Genomic DNA, 25,147 nt, shown 5'->3' with positions numbered 1-25,147 from the left:
TTTACAATTCCAGACGGAGCTGTGCAGGCGGCAGGAGCATAAAGCTCTTGCGATGGTAAGGTGTCGTTCCTGCGCAACGGATGGCTTCACGATGCGCTTCGGTGGGATAGCCTTTGTTCTTCTCCCAATGATATGCCGGATATTTCCCGGCGAGTGCGTTCATATAGTCGTCGCGATACGTTTTAGCCAAGATCGAAGCCGCGGCGATGCTCATCATCTTCCCGTCACCTTTGACAACCGTTTCATACGGAATGCCGGGGTACGGATGAAAACGATTTCCGTCGATCAGCAGGTATTCCGGCTTTACTTTCAGCCCGTCGATGGCGCGATGCATCGCTAAAATCGAAGCACGCAGAATATTCATCCGGTCGATCTCCTCGGGTGTTACGATACCGATCGCCCAAGCCGTCGCCGCTTCCTCAATGATCGGTCGCAAGGCATAACGCTTCTTTTCCGTCAGTTGCTTGCTGTCGTTCAACAGCTCATTGCGGAAATCAGGCGGCAGGATCACGGCAGCCGCATAGACAGCCCCGGCCAGACACCCTCGGCCAGCCTCGTCGCATCCGGCCTCAAGGCGTCCTTCTTTGAGATATGGTTGAAGCATCTTACGCTTTTCTTAAAACCTTTTCGTACGCATTCGAACGGTTTTGATTGAATATCCGTATATCCATCCAAAAACAATCTTGTTCTATTGGCAAGAGATAATAATATGACCAATCCAACAATATCTTATCAACTTGTTTTAATTCAGCAATTTTCTTCACTTTTATTCTTACAAATTCATTCAGATAAACTAATGACGGTTTATGAACACATCTATCTGATTCACCCAGACTTGACTTCTGTCCCGGTTGGCTTTAAAACTACATAACATAAAATCCCGATCATATCCAACCTGTTTGCTGAAACGCAATTTTCCATTTACATAAATCTGTACCTTCTTTTTCATATCCACCATTTCAGGGGAGATATTTACCGAGAAAGAAGTTATACAAGAAGTTTCTATTCGAAAGACGTTATTACCGTACTCAGCCTTGATCTTACCTGATTTACGAGGAAAGTCAAAGGCTTTTCTATCTACATTATAAACAATTATGCTATCGTTTTTGTCATACTTCAACCATTTATCAATCTTGAAATTCAACTCCTTATGCCAGCTCTTCCGTTCCACCAATGTATCTAATTTTATATTGGAAAGCCAGTCGATCGTTCCATAACAATCATCATCAAACTCCCAAGAAATCTCCTTTGGAAAAGGATTTCTTTCCCGTTTTACCAAGTCTGAGAATAAAATTCGATACGCAGGTTCCGAGTCATCAAATTGGGGGAACCAATGGGGAAAACCGTCATATCGATATTCCTTATAATCAAGATTCATGCTCTTCATCAGTTGTGTGAATTGATCATTCGCATAGGGAGGGTAGTAATAGTCCTTGTCTGTCGAGAAATTTATAAACGAGCGATTTTTTATATTCTCTATAAAAGTCCCCCCAGTAAAGACTTTCGGATAGGTGTTGAATCCATAACATCCGGCAAATGAAGAGGGTTGCTTCATTAAGTACGAGAATGCCCCCGTTGCCCCATTGGAGTGTCCCGAGATAAATACTTTATTGTCATCTACATTAATTGTCTTTTTAATCTGATGCAAGATCGACGGAACCATAAAAAAACCATCATCGGGTATCATCCAGTTAAACTCCTTACTACCTCGAGGAAAAACCAGAATAACATCGTTCAAGGCCGCGTATTTTGTGTAATACCTGTTCCAATCGAATAATACCCATGATGCAAGTTGAAAATCTGCCAAACGATTTCCTCGTACGGCACCATGAAGAAAAAATAAAAGAGGATATTTCTTCTCTGGATTATAATTCTGCGGCAAATGGATAAAAAAAGATGTTCTTGCAGAATCATTTATTTGAAATGTAAGCGAATAATCTTGCTTCTGTTTTAATTTATACGGATGATAATTCCGTATATTATCATATAAAACCATCGGGTCTGTTATTCGCTCCAAATCAATCTTACACATTTCGTAGAATTCTTCCTCTTCCCCTCTCAATTTGTCATAAAACAAGGCCTTATCTTTGAGTGCTATATTTTTCACCATGATCCATCGGGGATCATCAAGTAAATTCTTATAATCAACTTCAGAATCATTCCCTACTACATACTTCCAACTGGGATATCCATTTTTAGCTGTCTTCATGGTAACGAAAGCATTCAGGTATTTGAAAGCCTTATCATGGTCATTCAACCATGCAGCCAGAATTGATGCATCGTTCAATTCAGATGTATCGATGCTATCAGGAAACAGTTCAAAAGCATCTTCATACATCCTAAGGGCTTTTTTATGACCATCCATGTCCTTTTCTTTCCACATCACATTATATGCTTTATGTATCAGAACAGAATAACTCTCTTGCCCATACAACGGGATACTGAACAAACCTAAAATCACAACAACAGACTTTGCCACTTGAAGTTTCATATCATATAAGATTTATTTAAGTTTATCGTCTTTTTCCTCTCTGTTTTTTATATTATTTCCCCTATATACATCTCCTGAATCTTCTTATAAAACAGAACGTTTACTATTACTGGGGCTCAAAACATTTTTCGGATACGTTGGATTCCTTCGACGAGTACATCCACTTCTTCTTTTGTATTATAAAGTGCGAACGACGCCCTGACCGTCCCTTCGATACCAAGTGCGTGCATAAGCGGTTGCGCACAATGGTGTCCCGTGCGGACGGCAATACCAAGACGGTCGAGGAGCATACCCATATCGTAATGATGAATGTTGCCGACCAGAAAAGAAACAACACTGTTCTTATGTTCGGTACGTCCGAAGATACGCATGCCTTCTATTTCATCGAGCCGCTCCGTCGCATAGCGAAGCAGTTCGTGTTCATGCGCCGCGATCTCGGTAAGCCCGATGGTCTGTATATACCTCAACGCCTCGGCCAAAGCTGTGCTGCCGATATAATCCGGAGTGCCGGCCTCGAACTTATACGGAAGTTCATTGAACGTCGTATGCTCAAAAGTCACGTTTTGAATCATCTCGCCACCTCCCTGATAAGGCGGCAGGCGGTCTAACCATTCCGCCTTTCCGTAGAGTATGCCGATACCTGTAGGCCCATAGACTTTATGCCCGGAAAAAGCATAAAAATCCGCATCGAGCGCTTGCACATCGATCGGTTGATGGGCAACGGCCTGCGCACCGTCTATAAGGACAGGTATCTCGTGTTGATGGGCTATCCGCACAACCTCCTCCACCGGGTTAATCACCCCGAGTACGTTCGACATCTGGGTGACAGCTACGAGCTTCGTCCTATCGGAAAACAACCGGGAAAATGCTTCCAGATCGAGTTCGCCGCACTCATTAAACGGTATCACTTTTATATTCAGCCCGTTTAATTGCCATGGAACAATATTGGCATGATGCTCCATCACGGAGACGATCACTTCATCACCGGGCTTTACAAAAGCACGTGAAAAGCTTGATGCAACAAGATTAATTGCTTCGGTTGTACCTCGCGTAAAAAGAATTTCGGCCGAGGAGCGGGCATTCAAGAATGCCCGTACGGTTTCGCGAGCCGCCTCATGCGCTTCGGTAGCCTGCTGACTGAGAAAATGAACACCGCGATGGATATTCGCATTCACAGAATAATATTCTTCCGTAATTTTTTCGACAACGCAACGAGGCTTTTGGGTCGTGGCTGCATTGTCGAGATAGACCAGCGGCTTACCATATACGTCGCGCTGCAGAATCGGAAAGTCGTTTCGGATAGATGATGTTTTTAACATGTTGCAAAGATAGCGTTCCCTGCTGAAAGCAGTATCTTTCCGACCTGAAAAAATGTGTGTAGATGAAATAAAGATATTTAATTTTTAAGCGCTTGCGGTAGGACAGAACACAAAATCTTTTTTCTTTGCATCCGGTATTAATTTTTTAAAGTAACAGAACGATGAAGAAAATGATTTTGAGCGCAGCCATTGTTGCTGCTATGGCATTGGGCGTTTCTGCCAATGCACAGGATACGAAAGAAAAGAAAGAGTGCACAAAGACAGAGCAGAAGTGCTGCAAGAAGGAAGGCAAGGAAGCATGCAAGAAAGAGAAAGCTTGCGACAAGAAGAAAGATGAATGCTGCTCCAAGAAAAAAGAAGCAAAGTAATGATCTTCTCATAGATCAAAAGAGTTGCCTCGTTATGAGACAACTCTTTTTTTTATTTTTCCATGCCCGATTCGTTCATTTGTGCATGAAGAAAGTAAGAACATCCATATCACACATCAGCATGAATGCCATCTTATTTCTGTTTTCCGGCTTGCCGGCTACGGGAAAAACCACCCTTGCGAAAGCATTGGCCCAAAAATATAATGCGGTCTATTTACGGATCGACACACTTGAACAAGGTTTACGGGACTTATGCCATTATCAGGTAGAAGGCGAAGGTTACCGACTGGCTTATCGGCTTGCGGCCGAGAATCTACGTATCGGCAATCACGTCGTTGCCGACAGCTGCAACCCCATTTCCCTTACCCGAAAAGAATGGCAAGAGGTCGCTATGCAATGCGGATGCAAGTATATCAACATTGAAGTAACCTGCTCTGACCAAGCCGAACACCGATCGAGGGTAGAAAACAGAACGACAGACATTACAAACTTATATTTACCCACATGGCAAGAAGTAGAAAAAAGAGAATATCACACGTGGGATGAAGAAGTTATCCTTATTGATACGGCCTGCCAATCGATTGCAGACAACGTAACCGAACTTTATAGAAAAATAGAAGCATATTTACAGAAACTTTTGAATCTATAGTCCGTAGCAAGTATTAAATAAAGCCCGGACAGACCTACTAACTCGAATATATAATCCTGCGCACAGAAGAGAGATGATAGACTTCTAACAAAAAGACGCCATTTTGACGCACGTTTGTTAGTTTTTTAGCAAAAATCATGTCATTTTGACACAAAATATGCGATGGTATGCGTTTTGTATCTTATCTGATGAAGCCGATTCAAGCAATCCGGTGATACCCCTCCCTAAGAAAGATGGGAATCACAAGAATGATGAGCCGGACTTCAAAAAAAGAACATTAAATTATAGGAGGATTGAATAATGACAACTTTGATTAGAAGAAATCAGAATGATTGGTTACCGTCCATTTTCAATGACTTTTTTGAACATGAATGGATGGGACGTACGAACGCAACGGCACCTGCCATCAACGTAAAGGAAATGAAAGACCGTTATACGGTCGAAGTAGCAGCCCCAGGCATGACGAAGGAAGATTTTAACATCAATATCGATGCAGACAACCATCTGGTGATCTCGATGGAGAGAAAAAGCGAAAAGAATGAAGAGAACAAGGATGCACGCTATCTGCGTCGCGAATTTTCGTACGCGAAGTTCCAGCAGGCGATGATTCTGCCGGACGATGTAGATAAAGATAAAATTTGTGCTAAAGTAGAAAACGGAGTGTTGAACATCGATCTGCCCAAACTCTCACATGAGGAGATTTACAAGGCACAGCGAACGATCGAAATCAGTTGATTGCAGTCCCGTGAGATAACAAAGAAAGATATTTGTTAATAAAAGTCAATGTGCGCGAAATCGCACATTGGCTTTTTTGTTTTATACTGAAGGTTCACTAACTTAGCCGCATAAAATGAATGTAAGCCCAACAGGGCGGATTCATGAAATTTATTTACTATTTATCAAGATACAATTGGATATGATGAACGAATTAAAAGAAAACAAAGGCGTAGTTGCTTTCACCGGCACTCCGCTGACATTGCTTGGTGAAATGATTCAAGTAGGCAACACGGCTCCCGATTTTACAGCCGTAGGTCGTGATAGCAAACCCGTATCTTTGTCCGACTTCAAAGGTAAAACGGTGATTCTTTCCGTTTTCCCCTCGATTGATACAGGTGTCTGCGCCATGCAGACAAAACGCTTCAACAAAGAGGCTACTTCATTGTCGGAGAACGTAGTGGTACTGACTTTGTCGAAAGACCTGCCGTTTGCTTTGGGACGTTTCTGTGCGGCCGAAGGAATCGATCGTATTCATACGCTGTCTGATTATATGCAGTCGGAGTTCGGTCGCAAATATGGTTTTCTAATTAAAGAGAACATGCTGCTGGCACGCGGTGTTGTTGTAATCAATCCGGAAGGAAAGGTCATTTATGTAGAGTACGTGAAAGAACTGACTACGGAACCTGATTACGAAAAAGCGCTGAACGCGGCGAAAAGTACGTTGTAAAAGTGAAACGGGCTATTGTGATAGGCGCCACTTCCGGCATTGGGCTGGAAGTGGCGAAACTTTTACTTGGTCGTGGGTGGTCGGTGGGTGTGGCAGGCCGTCGCGAAGCCGAACTGAAACGCCTACAGGCCTTGGCTCCGGAACGGGTGACAATACAAATACTCGATGTCACATGCGACGACGCACCGGAGCGTCTGCATCGACTGATCGAAACCATGGGCGGGATGGAGCTGTTCTTTCTCTCGTCGGGTGTAGGTCGACAAAATACAGCCCTGCAAGAAGATATCGAGCTGTGGACGGCGGCAACGAATGTTTCCGGATTTATCCGTATGGTCACAGCGGCTTACCGTTATTTCCGCGACAACGGCGGTGGACATATCGCCGTGATCAGTTCCATCGCGGGAACGAAAGGGTTGGGAAGCGCCCCGGCTTATTCGGCCTCCAAACGTTTTCAAAACACCTATATCGACGCTTTGGCACAGTTAGCACATTTAAAAAAGGACCACCTCGTTTTCACCGATATCCGGCCGGGATTTGTAGATACGGCCATACTCGACAATCAAAAGAAATACCCGATGCTCATGCGACCGGAAGCTGTGGCCCGACATATCGTCCATGCGTTGGAAAAGCGTAAACGCGTCGTCGTCATCGACCGGCGTTACCGTCTTTTGGTCTTCTTCTGGCGACTCGTACCACAATGTATCTGGGAACGGTTAAAAATCAGCAACAGTTGATGAATTCTACTATGTTCGTATGGAATCATCTTGAGATGCGAGAAAAAAAACGTTTTTTTTCTTGCATGTTAAAAAAGGTGATGTATCTTTGCACGTGATATAATCAAGTAAACAAAAATGAAACGATTTTACACCTACAAGTATTATTACTTTTATCTTGATGGAGATAAAGGCAGGACTTGATGCGTGTAAGAAATGAAAAGAGTACCTTAGGGTACCGACATTTAGAAAGAATCCTGCCATGTGAATGGCGGGATTTTTTTTTGATGTTGCGAACATGAAGAAAAAAACAGAAAGAATGAGAAAAATTGCCATACAGGGAATAGCCGGTTCGTATCATGATGTAGCGGCACATCGATATTTCGAAAACGAGCCGATCGAGTTAGTACCGTGCGAGACGTTTAAGGAGCTTGTGCGAAAAGTCGCGTCCGATGAACGGACGGTCGGAATCATGGCGATCGAGAACACGATTGCCGGAAGTCTGTTGCAGAATCACGATCTGATTCGACAGAGCGGGTGCGTGGTGACGGGAGAGTATAAATTACGTATTATGCACTCACTGGCCGCACTTCCGGGGACGAACATGTCCGACCTTACCGAAATCAATTCGCATCCGATCGCCCTGATGCAATGCGATGACTTTCTGGCTACGCTTCCGTACGTCAAGCTCGTCGAGATGGACGACACGGCAGGCAGTGCACGACGGATCGCCACAGAGAAAATGCACGGTCATGCCGCTATCTGTGCGCGTCGGGCAGCCGAGATGTACGGACTGGAGGTGCTGGCCGAAGGCATCGAGACGAACAAACGCAACTATACGCGTTTTCTGGCCGTGGCCTCCCCTTCGATGGCTTCCGAACTCCTTGAAGGAGTGACGAAGAACAAGGCTTCGCTCGTTTTCTCCTTGCCACATACGGCCGGCAGCCTCTCGAAAGTCCTGACGATTCTCTCGTTCTATGATATGAATCTGTCGAAAATACAGTCGTTGCCGATTATCGGGCGCGAATGGGAATATTTGTTTTACGTCAATCTGACGTTTTCGGATTATCCACGCTATAAACAGGCGCTGGATGCGATTATACCGCTGACAAAGGATTTGAAAATCTTAGGAGAATATGCAGAAGGAAAACAAGGTATATGATGTTATGCCTGCCACGCGTGTGGACAGCGTGCAAGAATATTATTTCTCAAAGAAACTGAAAGAGGTCGCCGCGATGAATGCCGCAGGTATGCGTGTGATCAGCCTCGGCGTGGGAAGCCCCGACTTGCCACCGTCGGATGGGGCGATCGCCACGCTCTGTCGCGAAGCATGCCGCCCGGACGTACACGGTTACCAGCCCTATACAGGCATTCCCGAGCTGCGGCACAGCTATGCCGGATGGTATCGGCGATGGTTCGATGTGGAGGCAGACCCGGAAACGGAAATCCTGCCGCTTATCGGCTCGAAAGAAGGAATTTTGCATATCTCTATGGCTTTCCTCAATCCGGGCGACGGCGTGCTCGTACCTGACCCCGGCTATCCGACATACCGTTCGGTGAGCCGGCTTGTCGGAGCCGATCTGATCCCCTACGAATTACAGGCGTCGAACGGCTGGCAGCCCGACTTCAACGCTCTGGAACAGATCGTGGCCGAGCGGCAAGCCTATGGCCTCACCCGCATCAAATTGATGTGGACAAACTACCCGAATATGCCGACCGGTGCCGACGGAGACGAGGCTCTGTTCAAACGGCTGATCGCTTTTGGTCGTCGACACGGAATCGTTATCTGTCACGATAACCCGTACAGTTTCATCCTCAACGATCATCCGCGTAGCATCCTGCGCGTAGAAGGAGCCAAAGAAATCGCTATCGAGCTCAATTCGATGAGTAAAGCGCACAACATGCCCGGATGGCGTATGGCCATGCTGGTGTCGAATGCGCAGTTTGTACAATGGATCCTGAAAGTGAAGAGCAACGTCGATTCAGGCCAGTTCCGCCCGATGCAATCGGCCGTAGTCGAAGCGTTGAATGCACCGCCGGCATGGTATGCTGAGATGAATCGTATCTATCGCGGTCGTCGCAAGCTGGCCGGGCAGATTATGCAGGCGCTGAATTGTACATACGACGAACAACAAGTCGGCATGTTCCTCTGGGGACGAATCGCCGATACGGAAACAAGCGGCGAAGCGCTGGCTGACCGCATGCTGCGCGAAGCCAAGGTATTTATCACACCCGGATTTATTTTCGGCAATGCGGGCGAACGTTATGTCCGGCTGTCGCTCTGCTGTAAAGAGGAACAACTGGCTGAGGCGCTGGAACGAATAAACGGAATACGAAATCAACATACAGATAAACAGAAAAAATAAAGAATTAAACTATATGGAAGAATTAAACTTACAATCTATTTTATTACCGGGAATCGAAGACAAGCGTCCGCTCGTGATTTCCGGGCCGTGCAGTGCCGAGACCGAAGAGCAGGTCTTGACTACGGCCAAGGGATTAGCTGCTATCGGTATCCGCATCTTTCGTGCAGGTATCTGGAAGCCCCGCACCAAACCGGGGGGCTTTGAAGGAGTAGGCACCATTGGACTGCAATGGTTGAAGAAAGTAAAGGAAGAGACAGGCATGTACGTGGCTACCGAGGTGGCTACGAGAGACCATGTTTTTGAAGCGCTAAAGGCCGGAGTCGATGTTTTATGGATCGGTGCACGGACGGCTGTCAATCCGTTTGCCATGCAGGATGTGGCCGATGCACTGCGAGGAGTCGACATCCCCGTGCTGGTTAAAAACCCGGTCAATCCCGATCTGGAGCTATGGATCGGCGCTATTGAGCGTCTTTACGGAGCGGGCATCCACCGCATCGGCGCAGTGCATCGCGGGTTCAGCTCGTTCGACAAGAAGATGTATCGCAATCTCCCGCTATGGCATATCGCCATCGAGCTGCGTCGCCGCATGCCGAACTTGCCGATCATTTGCGATCCCAGCCATATCGGAGGCAAACGCGAACTGATTGCTTCACTCTGTCAGCAAGCGATGGACCTGAATTTCGACGGGCTGATCATCGAATCGCATTGCGACCCCGATCACGCGTGGAGCGACGCGGCACAACAGATTACGCCCGAAGTGCTGGACTATGTCCTGAACCTGCTCGTCATCCGCGAGTCGAACCAGACGACCGAGAACCTGCACGAATTGCGCCGACAAATCGACGGGATCGACGAGAACCTGCTCGAGCTGCTGGCCAAACGCATGCGCATCTCGCGAGAAATCGGGGTGTATAAGAAAGAACATCATATGCCGGTGCTGCAAACGCCTCGCTACGGAGAGATTCTGGAGAATCGCACAAAGGCAGGCATGGCCATGGATCTGAATCCCGACTTCGTACTGGCCATCCTGAAAGAGATTCACGAGGAATCGGTACGTCAACAGATGATCGTTATGAACGAATAAACCGAACACACAATGAAAATATTGATTTTGGGTGCGGGAAAGATGGGGTCTTTCTTTACCGACCTGCTGAGTTTCGACCATGAGGTGGCCGTACTCGAACAAGACCCTAAACGGATGCGTTTTATATACAATGCCCTGCGCATGCAATCGGTCGACGAGATCGAGGCGTTTGCCCCCGAGATGGTCATCAACTGCGTCACCCTGACCCACACGCTCGACGCATTCAGAAGCGTATTGCCCCATCTCCGGCCCTATTGTATCATCTCCGACATCGCATCGGTGAAAACCAACCTGCTGGAGTTCTACAAAGACTGCGGTTTTCCGTACGTCTCTACCCACCCGATGTTCGGGCCTACGTTCGCGAACCTCGGCAACCTGATGCAGGAGAATGCCATCATCATCTCCGAAGGCGATCACCTCGGCAAAATCTTCTTCAAAGACTTATATGAAAAGCTCAAACTGAATATTTTCGAATACACGTTTGAGGAACATGACAAGGTAGTCGCTTACTCGTTGGGGATTCCGTTCGCTTCGACGTTTGTTTTTGTCGCAACGATGGTACATCAGGATGCGCCGGGAACGACTTTCAGACGCCACATGAAGATTGCTCGAGGCGTGCTTTCCGAAGATGATTATCTGCTGACTGAAATCTTGTTTAACCCGCGAACACCCGGACAAATCGATCGTATCCAGCGCGAACTCGACGAATTACAGAAAATCATTGCCGAACGCGATACGGAAGCGATGCGAGGCTATTTGGCGCGTCTCCGCAAAAAAATCGAATAGAGAAAATCTGAAACCGGAAAAACTTTCTATCTTTACGAGGCTTAATATGAAAGAAAATGGCTTCGACAGGAAAAGAAAAATATTGGAAATATTCGCTCGGCATCCTGATCCTGTTATTGGGATGGGTAATTATTAAGGAACTGTGGATGTTTGTAAACGGACTGCTGGGAGCTTTTACCATCTTTGTGATGGTACGCCGGCAAATGATTTACCTGACGGAAAAGAAAAAGATGAATCATGTCCTGGCCACGATCCTTATTCTGTTCGAAGTGGCAGCCGTCATTACGGTTCCGCTTTATCTTATGGTCTGGGCCTTGTTGGGAAAGGTACAAAACATCGACATGGATATTTCATCCCTGCAAAAGATGATTGAAAACCTCGAGATGCAACTCCGACAACGATTCGGATACGATTTGTTCTCGTCCGAAAACCTGACAACGGCCACGGGCTATATCAGCACCGTTATTCAATACCTTATCAGCCAGATGAGCAGTATGGTTGTGACGGTTGTCGTACTGATCTTCCTCTTGTATTTTATCCTGCTTAATTTCCGGACGATCGAGCAGTATTTTTACGAATTGCTGCCATTTAGCCCTGAAAACAGGAAGAATATTGCCAACGAAGTATATGTCATGGTGCGGTCGAATGCTATCGGCATCCCTCTACTCGCTATCATACAAGGTTTCATCGCCTATATCGGATATCTGATATTCGGTGTGCCGAGTGCTTTGCTTTTCGGTTTTCTGACATGCTTTTCGACCATCATTCCTATCGTCGGCACCGGTATCGTATGGGTGCCGATCGTGGTATATCTAATGTTGGTCGGCGACTGGACGAACGCTATCGGACTGGGAGCTTTCTGCGCAATCATCCTTACGAACATCGACAATGTCATCCGTTTTATCCTTCAGAAAAAACTGGCCGATACACACCCGTTGATCACGGTTTTCGGGGTGATTCTCGGCCTGTCGGTTTTTGGATTTTGGGGGATCATTTTCGGCCCGTTGCTGCTCTCTATCTTTTTCCTGCTTATCAAAATGTTTAAAACCGAGTATCTGGACAAAGGCAATATGTAATAGCCGCTATTCCTTTACTTGGTTGCTGATAAACTCATTCGTATATTTCAGCAGTTCCGTAAAATGACGGGAAAAGGTCATCGTCTCGGCATGACGGATCGAAATAAATTTTTCGCGTCCGTCCGCCTGATAGGCAATTTGGTAAATCATGTCGGCAACAGGCTGATCCGGCTCTTTCTCGAATCCGTATGAGTCGTTCATGTCAAAAAGCTTACTTTTAGCCAATAACGATTTAAATCGCGCATATTCCTCGTCGGTCAGTGTCCCTTCCGCACGGTAAGGCTCATACTGTTCAAAACGGATGTTCTGCTTCTCTACGGCGTAATGCTTCTCGCTGTCTATCGATAGTGACAGCCGATACGTCCGGGTACTCTCCAACACATAAGTATAGGAAAAATGCTTCGGCTCGCTTCCTCCGCAACGGGTCAACAACACCAGAGAGAGCAGGAGCAAAAAGGTAGTTTTAAAAAATATTTTCATCTGTTCGTTGTGTTTTGTAATCCTTCTCCCCCCCTTATACCGAACATCTTTATCCGGACAAAGGGGGAAGAAGTAAAAATAGTAAAGAATATCAATGCTTCAGTTTCCGTATCTGCATCCGGCACATCGGGCCAGTTCGCCGCGGAAGCGTTTTTCGACAAGCAGATGCAGACGGTCTTTTAAGGCGTCGAGACGCACATGATCGATCACATCCGACATAAAAGCGACGCTGAGCAACATCCGCGCCTCTTCGTAGGGAAGGCCGCGGCTTTGCATGTAAAAGAGCGCTTGTTCATCGAGTTGACCGGTTGTCATGCCATGTGAGCATTTCACATCGTCGGCATAAATCTCAAGCTGCGGCTTGCTGTACATGCGGGCATCAGACGTGAGGCACATGTTACGGTTCGTCTGGTAAGCTTCTGTTTTCTGAGCACCTTCATTCACCAGTATTCGCCCGCTGAATACACCTACCGCGCGCTCGTCAAGGACGTTCTTAAACAATTCGTTGCTGATGCAATGCGGCACGGCATGGGTGATATGCGTATACGTATCCACCTGCTGATCAAGGTCTTCAATGGCCATTCCGCAGAGTGTTGCTTCCGCCCCTTTACCGTTCAGACGAATCCGGTAGTTATTACGGGTCAGTCCGTTATTCAGCGTGATGCCGTTAACCAAGACATTGGACGAAGCAGCCTGTTCGACGTAGAGCGACGAGAAACGCGTAGTCGAAGCCGAGCTTTCCTCCAAGTCGTAATAGTCAAAAAACGCCCCTTCTTCAGCAAAAACTTCAACCACCTGCGTGGCAAGGAATTTGACATCATCCATACTATGATCGCAGACGAGCAATCTGGCCGATGCATGCGGCTCTATAATGATCAATACGCGACGGTTCGCCATCAGGTCGACCGTACTGCGAAAGATATTAATCAGTTGTACGGGGCGTTCGACATGCACGCCACGAGGTACATAAAGCACGAACCCATCTTGGGCCAGCATCGTATTAAGTGCGCTGACGACATCGGCCGAAGTATCGGCAGCCTTGCCGTAGTAGCGTGATGCCACCTCGGGATGAAGCTCGGCAAATGCTTGCATGCCTCCCGCATATACCCCTTCGGGCAAGGAAGCCTTCGGTAACGTATCGGTATAAAACGAATCGTTGACCACGAAGTAGAGCGAGGTGCTCATGTTCGGCACATCACAGCGGAACACGTCTGAAGGGTTGGTCGGCACATGCAGACGGGCCAAATTCAGCCCATAGTCAGGTGCAAACGCCTTGGGAACATCGGTATAGCGATAATCTTCGTGCCGGGTCGAAGGAAATCCCACCCGCTCAAAATCGGCCAAAGCCTGCGTCCGCAAGGCGTTCATACATGCCGGCGCATGGTGACGGAGCACATCTTCGTGCTGCGTAAAAAGATCAATGTATTGTTTTTCCGGATGAATAGTATCCTTGTCCGGTATATGCAAACTGTTCATTTTCGCCTGTTAATCGTTAGTTTTCAACCAGTCGTAACCCTTCTTTTCCAAATCAAGAGCAAGTTCGGCACCGGCAGTTTTCACAATACGTCCCTCGTAAAGGACATGTACGACATCGGGCTTGATATAATCGAGCAGACGCTGATAGTGAGTAATGATAATCGATGCATTATCAGGCGATTTAAGTTTGTTTACCCCGTTTGCTACAACGCGCAACGCATCAATATCGAGGCCGCTGTCCGTCTCGTCCAGAATGGCCAATGTAGGATTGAGCATGGCCATCTGAAAAATCTCGTTGCGTTTCTTCTCTCCCCCGGAGAAGCCCTCATTGACACTACGGCTCATCAGCTTATTATCGAGCTCCACAATCTCGCGTTTCTCACGCATCATCTTCAGAAAATCCGAGGCTGAAACCGGCTCTTCATTTCGATATTCACGCTGTGCATTTACCGCAGCCCGCATGAAATTTACCATGCTGACCCCCGGGATTTCCACCGGATACTGGAAGCTGAGGAACATCCCCTCGCAACTCCGCTCTTCAGGAGACAGTTCCAACAAGTCTTTGCCCTTATACTTCACGGATCCCTTCGTCACCGTAAATGCCGGATTACCGACGAGTACACTGCTGAGCGTGCTTTTTCCGGAACCGTTCGGCCCCATGATCGCATGTATTTCACCTTTCCTGATGGTCAGGTTAAGTCCCTTCAAAATCTCTTTACCATCGACCTCAGCGCATAAATCTTTTATTTCTAACAAGATTTCTCCCATAATTCAATTCAATCTTAATTCCAGAATAACATGTCTAATAACAAATATAACAAACTTTCCCCGTCCTGTTCCGAAAAATGGAACGGAAAAGTTACTTTTACTCCCAGCCCTAATTGATGATACACCCCCTTGTCGTGATAGTAAAAAGAAGGGTTGTCTTGTGTCCGGCCTTCAATTGTTGTGCGGGAATCTATTCCCATCATGAAATCGTACCGGATCGTTAAGGCTACGGAGGAAAACAGATAGATATCCGCTCCGACACCCGGCGCGAACGAGATCAGCGGATTCCGATAGCGATGCTCAACAATGTAGGAATCGTTCATGCGCTCTCCAACCTGTTCGAACCGCCTTCTCCAATTGACTTGACCTCTGACCGAAAGGTAAGGCTGGAAAAAAATACGCTCGTTGAGGAAATAACGCTTTACCCCACATTGCAAGCCTTCCATCGTACGCACCTGACGGTTATAGTTGACCTCAGTCAGAAAATAACCAAGCTCGGCCGCCCATTTCTCGGCGAAATCATATTCTCCCATGACCGAAAAGCCCCCGAAGTCTCCGTTGTTTGGTACACTTGCCGAATGACTCGCGGGCATAGGAGACGTCAATATATTCGTCGTGTAGTGAATTGCCCATCGGCTTTCGTCCGACTGCGCCTGTATGATACACACGGGCAGCAGGGCAAACCACAACAGAAATGTAGGCAGCGAAGATGTCATCCCACACTTCCTTCCAGCGAGATCGCCAACAATTTCTGCGCTTCTACCGCAAACTCCATTGGCAGCTTGTTCATCACCTCACGAGCATATCCGCCGACAATCAGGCTCACGGCTTTCTCGGTATCGATACCGCGCTGGTTACAATAGAACAGCTGTTCTTCATTGACTTTCGAAGTCGTTGCTTCGTGCTCTACAACAGCCGTTTCGTTCTGTATGTCGACATAGGGGAATGTATGCGCGCCACAGGTAGAACTGAGCAACAAACTGTCACACTGACTGTGATTACGCGCTCCCTCAGCACGGGCGGCGACTTTCACCATACCCCGGTAACTGTTCTGACTGTGACCGGCCGAGATTCCTTTCGATACGATCGTACTGCGGGTGTTACGCCCCAAGTGGATCATCTTCGTACCCGTGTCAGCCTGTTGGTGATTATTCGTCACCGCAACGGAATAAAACTCTCCAACCGAGTTATCGCCGGCCAAAATACACGACGGATATTTCCACGTAATGGCCGAGCCCGTTTCTACCTGCGTCCACGAGATTTTACTGCCTTCGCCTTTACAGATACCTCTCTTAGTCACAAAATTATAAATCCCGCCGTTGCCGTTCTTATCGCCCGGATACCAGTTCTGCACCGTCGAATATTTTACTTCAGCACGCCTGTGAGCGACGATCTCCACAATGGCCGCATGCAACTGGTTCTCGTCACGCATCGGCGCGGTACATCCTTCGAGGTAACTGACATACGACTCGTCGTCGGCTACGATCAGGGTTCGTTCAAACTGCCCCGTATTGGCGGCATTGATTCGGAAATACGTGCTCAACTCCATCGGGCAGCGCACGCCTTTGGGAATATACACAAACGATCCGTCAGAAAAAACGGCTGAGTTCAGTGCCGCAAAGAAGTTATCGCGATACCCCACAACGCTTCCCATATATTGCTTGACCAAATCCGGATGATGCTTTACCGCTTCGCTGAATGAACAAAAAATGATGCCTTTTTCGGCCAGCGTTTCCTTAAATGTCGTTTTCACCGAAACGCTGTCCATCACGGCGTCGACCGCCATCCCGCTCAGGATCTTCTGCTCATGAAGGGGGATGCCAAGTTTATCAAACGTCTTTAACAGTTCGGGGTCAACCTCATCGAGGCTTTTAGGCCCAGCTTTGGTCTTCGGTGCCGCATAATAAATAATATCCTGATAGTCGATGGGCGGAATCTTCAGATGTGCCCATGCCGGCATCTCCAGCGTCTGCCAGTGACGTAACGCCTTGAGACGGAAATCAAGCAGCCATTCCGGCTCCTCCTTTTTGGCGGAAATCATGCGCACCACTTCTTCGTCTAATCCGCGATGCAGCATGTCGGTCTCGATCTCTGTCGTAAAACCGTATTTATACTCGCTACCGGTTATTTCGTCTAAGATCGGGACTGTATTTTTTTTCGTTGTATCCATGTTAATTTTTGCTCCTTACAAATAAATCGGCCGGATAGATTGCCGGCACAGCTTCTTTTACATAATCATATAAACGGGATTCTACCTTCGTTTGTTGTGTGAGAATCACGGAACGACGATCTACACCTTCCAACAGATTCAGTGTCAGACTAACGATAAACAAAGCGACAACAACCCCAAAGACAGCGCCAGCCAAATGATTGACAAAGCTCAGAGGCGTCGCATCCATGACCTTATGTACCCAGCCTCCGACTAGCGTAACCACTATAAGAATGCACACGAATGCGATCACATAGCTAACGACAGTCACCGTATTTTCCGGGAACCAACCGGTCTGTAAAATATATTCGCGGATGAACACGGCCACCTTTGCACACAGGTAGATCGCTGCGAGCAAGGCAAGTAATGCTACCATCTGACGGATAAATCCGTCAATCCACCCTTTCAAAAAACCGGCTCCGACAAGGCAGATAATGACAATATCCAACCAGTTCATCCGCCAAAAGCATTATAATGTTTTCTTTATCTCAATCTCATCGAACGGTTCAATCATATCGCCCACTTGAACATCGTTGTAATTATTGACAAAAATACCGCATTCCTGTCCGGTCACGACCTCCTTCACCTCGTCTTTGAAACGTTTCAGCGAGCTAAGTTCGCCCGTATGAATCACAATACCGTCACGAATGACACGTACTTTGTTCGTGCGTTTAATCTTACCTTCTTTCACAATACAGCCGGCCACCGTACCCACCTTCGATATCTTGAACACTTGCTGAACTTCCACATTTCCACAGATTTCTTCCTTGATCTCCGGCGAAAGCATACCTTCCATAGCCGATTTCACTTCTTCGATCGCATCGTAAATAATCGAGTACAAACGAATCTCCACGCCTTCTTTGTCGGCCAGTTTACGTGCCGAAGCCGCCGGACGCACCTGGAAACCGATGATGATGGCATCTGACGAAACCGACAATTCCACATCCGATTCGGAAATCTGGCCAACCGCCTTATGAATCACATTAACCTGAATTTCTTCCGTCGAAAGGTTGATCAAAGAGTCGGATAAGGCTTCGACTGAACCGTCCACATCACCCTTGACAATGAGGTTCAGCTCGTGGAAGTCTCCGAGCGCACGACGACGCCCCAACTCTTCGAGTCCGAAACGTTTCTGCGTGCGCAGCCCCAACTCACGCTGCAACTGTTCGCGACGACCGGCAATCTCACGTGCCTCCTGTTCCGTTTCAAGAACATTCAGGGTATCACCGGCCTGTGGTGCTCCATCCAATCCGAGAATCAACACCGGCTCCGACGGCCCTGCGCTTTCGACACGCTGATTTCGTTCGTTAAACATCGCCTTGAGACGCCCGTAGTGCGTACCGGCCAATATGACATCTCCCTGTCGCAACGTTCCGTTGCTCACCAGTACAGTAGCCACATAGCCTCGTCCTTTATCGAGCGACGACTCAATGACGGAAGCTGTTGCACGCTTCTTGGGGTTAGCTTTCAGTTCGAGTAAGTCAGCTTCGAGCAATACTTTTTCCAGCAATTCCTGTACACCGATTCCTTTTTTGGCAGAAATTTCCTGACTTTGATACTTTCCGCCCCAATCTTCCACCAGATAATTCATCTGCGAGAGTTGCTCCTTGATTTTGTCAGGATTCGCTGCGGGCTTATCAACCTTGTTAATAGCGAAAACGATCGGCACCCCCGCCGCAGAGGCATGATTAATCGCCTCGACCGTCTGAGGCATCACGCTATCGTCTGCCGCCACAATGATAATCGCAATATCCGTCACCTTGGCACCACGAGCACGCATAGCCGTAAAAGCCTCGTGACCGGGAGTATCCAAGAATGTAATATGGCGTCCATCGGACAATTTTACATTATATGCACCGATATGCTGCGTTATTCCGCCCGCCTCACCGGCAATCACATTGGCATTCCGAATATTGTCGAGCAAGGATGTTTTTCCGTGATCCACGTGTCCCATCACCGTCACAATCGGCGGACGCGGCTCCCAATCTTCCGGATTATCTTCTTCTTCTTTAATGGCTTCGGATACTTCGGCACTTACATACTCCGTCTTGAATCCGAACTCCTCCGCAACGATATTGATTGTCTCGGCATCGAGACGCTGATTGATCGACACCATCATGCCGATGCTCATACAGGTAGAGATCACTTCCGAGACAGAGATATCCATCATGTTCGCCAAATCGTTCGCCGTCACAAACTCGGTCAGCTTCAAAACCTTGCTTTCTCTTGCTTCTTCAAGCTGCAATTCCTGTTCACGGTGTGCTACGGCATCACGCTTCTCACGACGATATTTGGCCCCTTTACTCTTTCCTCCTTTACTTGTGAGACGGGCCAGCGTTTCCTTCACCTGCTTCTGTACGGCTTCTTCACTGATCTCGGCACGAACCGGTTTCTTCAGTCGTTTCCCTCCGTGATCATGACCGCGCCCGTGATCATCGCGGCGAGTATTGGTCCCCACCGTCGCGTTGATATCGATTTTATCTTTCTTGATCCGTTTACGCTTCTTTTTTCCGCTCTCACCTGTCGTCGATGCCGCATTAGCTGCATTTACACTGCCGGTGCCGGATTTCTGCTTGTTATCCGCCGGCGTTTGCTGTTTGCGTTTCTCTTCGCGCTCTTTTCTGCGCTCTTCTTTGCTCTTCTTTTTGGGACGCATCGACTGGTTGAGCGACGCTAAATCTATTTTGCCTGTTACCTTAATGGTCGACTCCAATTTCGGCTGTCCTAAGCGGAAAATTTCCTCTTCCTGCTTCGGGGCCGATTCGCTCTCACGTTGCTCTGGCAACGCCTCGACCGTTTTTTCTTCAGCTTGAGTCGTTACTGCCGGTTCTTCCTTTTTGCTTTCCACAGGTTCTTCTGCGGAATGAGGCTCCGGCGTCGACACCTCTTGCACTTCGACAGACGGTGCGGAGGGCGGCGGTACGACTTCGGGCTCCGGAGCTTGTATTGGCTCCGGTTGCTGTACCTCTTCGACTTTCTTCGTCTCTTCTACAGGAGCAACAGAAGGTGCGCCCTCCTCTTTCTCCTCTTTCTTCGTCCGCTTGGTACCCTCTTTCTTCGGTTCACCGATACCCGAAAGATCAATCTTTCCTTTCGTGACAAATTTGGGCTTGATCTCATCAGGAATCTCCGTTTTAATCACCTCCGGTTCTTTCTTCGGCTTCTCTTCTTTTTTCTCTTTTTCCTTTTGAGAAGATTCTTTTACAATCGGTGCCTTCGGAGCGGCTTTCTCAAGCAGACGGCGACGGTCGGCCTCCGACAGATTTTTTCCGAATTCTTTGACCAGCAACGCATATTGATCATCCTGAATCCGGACATTGGGATTGCTCTCGATTTCACACCCTTTTGCATGCAGAAAATCGACAACCGTCTGAAGACCGACATTTAAGTCTTTGAGTACTTTGTTTAATTTAACAGGCATATATATTTTTCTTCTTGTATAGGTCTCGTATGTTATTCCTTCTCTTCTTCTTGTTCTTCTTCACTCTCCGTGTCCTGTTCCGTCGACACAGGTTCAGATACATCTATTTCCGAGTCCATCGTATCCTCCTCTTCTTCGGCTGTTTCAAAATCAAGCTCGGACGCTTCTTCATCTTCTTCCTCTTCAAATTCGGCAGAGAGAATGCCCAATACATCATCGACCGTCTGTTCCTCCAGATCGGCACGCTCCATAATTTCTTCGCGCGAAAGGGCAAGTACGGCCTTAGCCGTGTTGCAGCCGATATTCTTCAGTGCATCAATCACCCACACATCGATCTCATCAGCAAACTCGTCCAGATAAATATCTTCCTCGTCGGCAGCATCGATATCGCGGAACACGTCGATTGTATAATCCGTCAACATACTGGCCAGCTTGATATTCAATCCGTTTTTACCGATAGCCAAAGATACTTCTTCGGGGCGTAAAAAGACCTCCGCCTTATGTTCTTCCTCATCCACCCGGATCGACGATATCTTGGCCGGACTCAAGGCACGCTGGATAAACAACGACGTATTGCTCGTATAGTTGATCACATCGATATTCTCGTTTCGAAGTTCCCGCACGATACCGCGGATACGAGATCCTTTCATTCCGACGCACGCTCCGACAGGGTCTATCCGATCGTCATACGATTCAACGGCAATTTTGGCTCGCTCGCCCGGAATCCGCGCAATGGCTTTGATGGTGATAAGACCATCGTTGATTTCAGGCACCTCAAGCTCAAACAGACGTTGCAAGAAAACCTTATCGGTTCGTGAGAGATATATTTTCGTATTGTTATTATCATTGTCTACCCGCTGCACAATGGCGCGCACCGATTCTCCCTTGCGATAAAAATCGCTCGGAATCTGCTCGACCTTAGGCAACAGCAACTCGTTACCGTCATCATCCAACAGCAAGACTTCTTTTTTCCAGACCTGATAAACGTCAGCTGTCACGATCGAACCGACCAAATCTCTATATTTGGCGTACAAATTATCTTTTTGCAACTCCAAAATTTTCGAAGAAAGCGTCTGGCGTAAATTCAAAATGGCACGACGTCCGAAGTCCGCAAAATGCACTTCGTCCGTTACCTCTTCACCCACTTCACAATCGGCATCGATCTTTTGCGCTTCGCTTAATGCGACTTCCAGATTCGGATCTTCCACATGACCGTCTTCCACGACCGTCCGGTTTCGCCAGATTTCAAAATCACCTTTTTCCGGATTGATGATCACGTCGTAGTTTTCATCCGTCCCGAACATCTTGGCGATCACATTGCGGAAGGATTCTTCCAGCACGTTGATCATCGTGTCTTTATCTATACTTTTTAATTCCTTGAATTCCTGCAATGTATCAATCATACTGACTGTTTCTTGTCTTCTCGCCATAAAATTTCCTATTTGAATCTGATTATATTTCTCGTATACTTTATCTTGTCATAGGAATAAGCTTCGTCCGTCCTAACCGTCACTTTACGTTTGGCACCCTCCGGTTTCACCTGCCGGCCAACCGTAACGATAAACCCTGTATCATCAGCCGACTTCAACTGTCCGGAGAGCTTCTCGCCGCTCTTCAACAACACCTCAACCTCATTTCCTATATTTTTCAGATACTGACGAAGCGTTTTAAAAGGCGACGTCAGTCCGGCCGAGGTCACTTCCAACTCATAATCTTCAGTATCCCGATCCAGCCGTGCTTCGATGTAGCGACTTAAAGCCACACAATCATCAATACCGACTGCCTGATCATGGTCTATTTCCACCACGATAAAATTATCCGGAGCGACGGTTACATCAACCAGATAACACTCCGAATCGGCCAAATAAGCCTCGGCCAAACCCACCACTATCTTCGCTTCAATCATCTCTATAATAGAAAGAAGGGGACTACTCGTCCCCACCTCCCCTTCGTCTTAATCGGCCGCAAATATACAATAAATCAGCCTTTTTACCAAGAAAAAAAACAACAATTTACTCTTTTACTTTTTATAAAGCAATTAAACATGTCAAAATAAGCAACATAAAGAGTGCTTCCGTTTTTTTACACTATCTTTCTTGTAAAGTCTTATCTTTTTTTGTATCTTGCGCGCCACATAATCTACGTAACAGAAAAAACAGGATGAAGAAGGAAAAATTTCATATTGAGTATATTTTCGACAAAGTTTCGAATCGCAGCCTGTGGAACCATATAACAACAGCCCTCGGATTATCCTCCTGGTTTGCCGACACCGTAGATATCAGAGGAAACGTCTGCACATTCACATGGAAAAAGATGCAGGAACAAGCCGAAATCATTGATATCAAACCCGAAATCAGCGTCCGTTATCGCTGGATGGAAGAAGAAGATGAAAACGCATACTTCGAATTCATCATCCACACAATCGAGCTTACCGGCTCTACCGCGCTTGAGATTACGGATTTTGCGGAACCCGACGAGAAGACGGACGCCATTGAACTGTGGGATTCACAGGTGGAAGTACTCAAGCGAACCTTGGGGATTTAATGTTGTTTCACATCTTAATGTGATGTATTGTCTCTTTTTACACTACTTTTGTGGTTGATTTAAAAAGGACATCATGGGGATTAAACGACTGTATCTCTTTTTATTGAAAACATTCATGCCGATATTCTTGATGACTTTCGGCATTTGCATGTTTATTGTCTTGATGCAGTTTCTCTGGAAATATGTAGATGAAATGGTCGGCAAAGGGCTTGAAATCAAAGTTCTTTCCGAGATGTTTTTCTACGCTGCCCTATCCCTTGTGCCTCTGGCATTACCTTTAGCTATTTTGCTGGCTTCGCTGATGACATTCGGCAACTTGGGAGAACAGCTCGAACTGCTGGCCATGAAGTCGGCTGGAATTTCTTTGCCTCGCATCATGCGCCCGTTTATCATTCTCCTATCGTTCGTTGCCGTGGGCGCCTTCTTTTTCCAGAACAACATCATCCCCCTCTCACAGGTAAAGATGTGGACCCTTCTGGGTTCCATCAGAGCCAAATCGCCCGAACTGCAAATCCCGGAAAGCACCTTCTCCAATCAAATCGAAGGTTATAATCTTTATGTCAAAAAGAAAGACAAAGACGGACGACTGAACCACTTGATGATCTATGACTATTCCGAAGGTTTTAACAATGCACAGGTGATTGTGGCCGATTCGGGACGAATGAAGATTTCGGCCGACAAGCAGTTTTTGGTGCTTTTTCTGTTCGAGGGCAAGATGTTCAAGAACTTCAACAAAGACGGCATAGGAAGCAGTGAAGCGGTACCCTATATGAAAGAGTCGTTCAAGGTGCGGGAGATGCTGATTCGATTCGACTCGGATTTTCACCGTGCCGACGAGTCGATCCTGCAAGACCGATATATCGGCAAGAACTTGGCTGATCTGCAGTCTTCGATCGACTCGATGACGGTTCATCTGGACAGCATCAAGCAACTGAATGCAAGAGCGATCTACCGGCAGTCATACCGGAGAGAGCTGGAAGGAGCAAAAGAGGAGGAAAATGATATACACACGGAAGAAATCCCGGACTTCGACAAGATTTATCGGGAATTACCGACCGACCGACAGGCTAGCATACTTCGACAGGCTAAAAATGCCCTGGAAACAACAAAAGCCGACTATGATTTCAAAGCAGCCGTATTATCCAGCGATGAGAAAGAGATGCGTCGCCATCATACCGAGATGCACCAGAAGTTCACGCTTTCGTTTGCCTGCCTGATCTTCTTCTTTATCGGCGCACCGTTAGGCGCCATCATCCGAAAGGGCGGACTGGGCATGCCGGTCGTGATTTCCGTCTTCCTGTTTATTTTTTACTATGTCATCAATAACATCGGCCTGAAGATGGCCAGCAACGGCATGTGGCAGCCATGGCAAGGCATGTGGTTAAGCTCGGCCGTGCTGCTTCCACTCGGTATTTTCTTAACTTACAAAGCCTCGAACGACTCGGTTATCCTCAATGCCGACACGTATATCGAAGGACTGAAAAAGCTGATCGGCAAACGTGCGACACGTAAGATCGAAAAGAAAGAAGTCATCATGTTTCATGTCGACTATACGGAGTGGGAAGTACAAATCGAGCGTCTGAAAGAGCAATGCGAAGCATATCTGAAACGTTCCAAACGATGGATGCCGTATTTTCGTTTCTGGGAACAGGGAGGCAAAGATCCGGAGGCCGAACGGATCTCCGTGCAGTTGGAGGAACTGGTAGCCGAAGGAAGTAATTCCGACCGCCATCTGGTGCTGAACAAACTGATGGACTATCCGATTCTCAACGGATACCATCTGATTCATTCCCGGGTAAGCCCTACGGTGGGGAAAATATTGGGCTGGCTCTTTCCCATCGGCCTGCCGATATATCTGCTGGCCACTTATCGTCGCAAACTGCTGTTGCACGACATACGAACCATTACGCATGTGAGTCATGAACTTTTGAATATTCTAAAAAAATAAACTAT

General features: G+C 47.2%; 24 protein-coding genes. 12 read left to right on the top strand and 12 right to left on the bottom strand.

Features of this window, described 5'->3' with window-relative positions; all coding sequences use genetic code 11:
* Position 1 precedes the first annotated feature (1 nt).
* The 3 genes from ACTTKA_RS02140 to ACTTKA_RS02130 form a co-directional block, all read right to left on the bottom strand.
* A complete protein-coding gene (locus ACTTKA_RS02140) occupies positions 2–604 on the bottom strand; it encodes a ribonuclease HII (RefSeq protein ID WP_014225035.1) in 603 nt (200 codons plus the stop codon).
* A gap of 189 nt (positions 605–793) precedes the next feature.
* Positions 794–2,491, bottom strand: a complete 1,698-nt coding sequence (locus ACTTKA_RS02135) for an alpha/beta hydrolase-fold protein (protein ID WP_442723784.1) — start codon at positions 2,489–2,491, stop codon at positions 794–796.
* Between the two features lie 116 nt (positions 2,492–2,607).
* On the bottom strand, positions 2,608–3,810 hold the full coding sequence (locus tag ACTTKA_RS02130) for an aminotransferase class V-fold PLP-dependent enzyme (RefSeq protein WP_442723783.1): 1,203 nt from the start codon (positions 3,808–3,810) through the stop codon (positions 2,608–2,610).
* 161 nt (positions 3,811–3,971) lie between these two features.
* Here ACTTKA_RS02130 and ACTTKA_RS02125 point away from each other — a divergent pair, with 161 nt between their 5' ends.
* The 10 genes from ACTTKA_RS02125 (at position 3,972) to ACTTKA_RS02080 (ending at position 12,296) form a co-directional block, all read left to right on the top strand.
* Positions 3,972–4,178, top strand: coding sequence for a hypothetical protein (locus tag ACTTKA_RS02125; RefSeq protein WP_442713385.1), 207 nt, complete (start codon positions 3,972–3,974; stop codon positions 4,176–4,178).
* An 85-nt stretch (positions 4,179–4,263) separates the two neighbouring features.
* Positions 4,264–4,827, top strand: a complete 564-nt coding sequence (locus ACTTKA_RS02120; protein WP_442723782.1) for an AAA family ATPase — start codon at positions 4,264–4,266, stop codon at positions 4,825–4,827.
* 300 nt (positions 4,828–5,127) lie between these two features.
* On the top strand, positions 5,128–5,562 hold the full coding sequence (locus ACTTKA_RS02115; RefSeq protein WP_442713387.1) for an Hsp20/alpha crystallin family protein: 435 nt from the start codon (positions 5,128–5,130) through the stop codon (positions 5,560–5,562).
* A 181-nt stretch (positions 5,563–5,743) separates the two neighbouring features.
* Positions 5,744–6,271 (top strand): thiol peroxidase, encoded by a 528-nt coding sequence (gene tpx, locus ACTTKA_RS02110; protein ID WP_442723781.1) that lies wholly within the window; start codon positions 5,744–5,746, stop codon positions 6,269–6,271.
* A gap of 2 nt (positions 6,272–6,273) precedes the next feature.
* Positions 6,274–7,005: an SDR family NAD(P)-dependent oxidoreductase gene (locus tag ACTTKA_RS02105; RefSeq protein WP_442713389.1), complete on the top strand. Its 732-nt coding sequence runs from the start codon at positions 6,274–6,276 to the stop codon at positions 7,003–7,005.
* Between the two features lie 298 nt (positions 7,006–7,303).
* On the top strand, positions 7,304–8,146 hold the full coding sequence (locus ACTTKA_RS02100) for a prephenate dehydratase (protein ID WP_442723780.1): 843 nt from the start codon (positions 7,304–7,306) through the stop codon (positions 8,144–8,146).
* Positions 8,121–9,350 (top strand): pyridoxal phosphate-dependent aminotransferase, encoded by a 1,230-nt coding sequence (locus ACTTKA_RS02095; protein ID WP_442723779.1) that lies wholly within the window; start codon positions 8,121–8,123, stop codon positions 9,348–9,350. The genes ACTTKA_RS02100 and ACTTKA_RS02095 overlap by 26 nt, the downstream gene beginning before the upstream one ends.
* Before the next feature lie 13 nt (positions 9,351–9,363).
* Positions 9,364–10,434 carry a chorismate mutase gene (locus ACTTKA_RS02090; RefSeq protein WP_442713392.1) on the top strand — a complete coding sequence of 357 codons (1,071 nt, stop codon included), beginning with the start codon at positions 9,364–9,366 and terminating at the stop codon, positions 10,432–10,434.
* A 12-nt stretch (positions 10,435–10,446) separates the two neighbouring features.
* On the top strand, positions 10,447–11,220 hold the full coding sequence (locus ACTTKA_RS02085; protein ID WP_442713393.1) for a prephenate dehydrogenase: 774 nt from the start codon (positions 10,447–10,449) through the stop codon (positions 11,218–11,220).
* Between the two features lie 56 nt (positions 11,221–11,276).
* A complete protein-coding gene (locus ACTTKA_RS02080; protein ID WP_442713394.1) occupies positions 11,277–12,296 on the top strand; it encodes an AI-2E family transporter in 1,020 nt (339 codons plus the stop codon).
* Between the two features lie 6 nt (positions 12,297–12,302).
* Here ACTTKA_RS02080 and ACTTKA_RS02075 read toward each other — a convergent pair whose 3' ends face one another.
* The 9 genes from ACTTKA_RS02075 to rimP form a co-directional block, all read right to left on the bottom strand.
* A complete protein-coding gene (locus ACTTKA_RS02075) occupies positions 12,303–12,776 on the bottom strand; it encodes a hypothetical protein (RefSeq protein WP_442723778.1) in 474 nt (157 codons plus the stop codon).
* A 99-nt stretch (positions 12,777–12,875) separates the two neighbouring features.
* A complete protein-coding gene (gene sufD, locus ACTTKA_RS02070; protein ID WP_442723777.1) occupies positions 12,876–14,252 on the bottom strand; it encodes a Fe-S cluster assembly protein SufD in 1,377 nt (458 codons plus the stop codon).
* Positions 14,253–14,261: 9 nt separating this feature from the next.
* Complete coding sequence (gene sufC, locus ACTTKA_RS02065; protein ID WP_442723820.1) at positions 14,262–15,008, bottom strand: Fe-S cluster assembly ATPase SufC; 747 nt, start codon at positions 15,006–15,008, stop codon at positions 14,262–14,264.
* 26 nt (positions 15,009–15,034) lie between these two features.
* A complete protein-coding gene (locus ACTTKA_RS02060) occupies positions 15,035–15,736 on the bottom strand; it encodes a hypothetical protein (RefSeq protein ID WP_442723776.1) in 702 nt (233 codons plus the stop codon).
* Positions 15,733–17,190, bottom strand: a complete 1,458-nt coding sequence (gene sufB / locus ACTTKA_RS02055) for a Fe-S cluster assembly protein SufB (protein ID WP_442713398.1) — start codon at positions 17,188–17,190, stop codon at positions 15,733–15,735. Before sufB ends, ACTTKA_RS02060 begins: the two co-directional genes overlap by 4 nt.
* 1 nt (position 17,191) lies before the next feature.
* Complete coding sequence (locus ACTTKA_RS02050) at positions 17,192–17,686, bottom strand: CvpA family protein (RefSeq protein WP_442723775.1); 495 nt, start codon at positions 17,684–17,686, stop codon at positions 17,192–17,194.
* A gap of 12 nt (positions 17,687–17,698) precedes the next feature.
* The gene (gene infB, locus ACTTKA_RS02045; protein WP_442723774.1) at positions 17,699–20,650 is read right to left on the bottom strand and encodes a translation initiation factor IF-2; all 2,952 of its coding nucleotides are present in this window, start codon (positions 20,648–20,650) and stop codon (positions 17,699–17,701) included.
* Between the two features lie 32 nt (positions 20,651–20,682).
* Positions 20,683–22,080, bottom strand: coding sequence for a transcription termination factor NusA (nusA, locus tag ACTTKA_RS02040; RefSeq protein WP_442723773.1), 1,398 nt, complete (start codon positions 22,078–22,080; stop codon positions 20,683–20,685).
* 8 nt (positions 22,081–22,088) lie between these two features.
* Complete coding sequence (rimP, locus tag ACTTKA_RS02035) at positions 22,089–22,556, bottom strand: ribosome assembly cofactor RimP (protein ID WP_442713402.1); 468 nt, start codon at positions 22,554–22,556, stop codon at positions 22,089–22,091.
* A gap of 254 nt (positions 22,557–22,810) precedes the next feature.
* Between rimP and ACTTKA_RS02030 the strand changes: the two genes are divergently transcribed.
* Together ACTTKA_RS02030 and ACTTKA_RS02025 are read left to right on the top strand one after the other, a co-directional pair.
* Entirely contained in the window at positions 22,811–23,194 is a 384-nt protein-coding gene (locus ACTTKA_RS02030) for an START-like domain-containing protein (protein ID WP_442713403.1), read from the top strand.
* A 73-nt stretch (positions 23,195–23,267) separates the two neighbouring features.
* Entirely contained in the window at positions 23,268–25,142 is a 1,875-nt protein-coding gene (locus tag ACTTKA_RS02025) for an LptF/LptG family permease (RefSeq protein WP_442713404.1), read from the top strand.
* The last annotated feature ends 5 nt before the right edge of the window (positions 25,143–25,147 follow it).

This window comes from Tannerella sp., from assembly GCF_052170195.1.
GTDB lineage: Bacteria > Bacteroidota > Bacteroidia > Bacteroidales > Tannerellaceae > Tannerella.
This window is presented reverse-complemented; position numbering and strand designations above follow the sequence as displayed.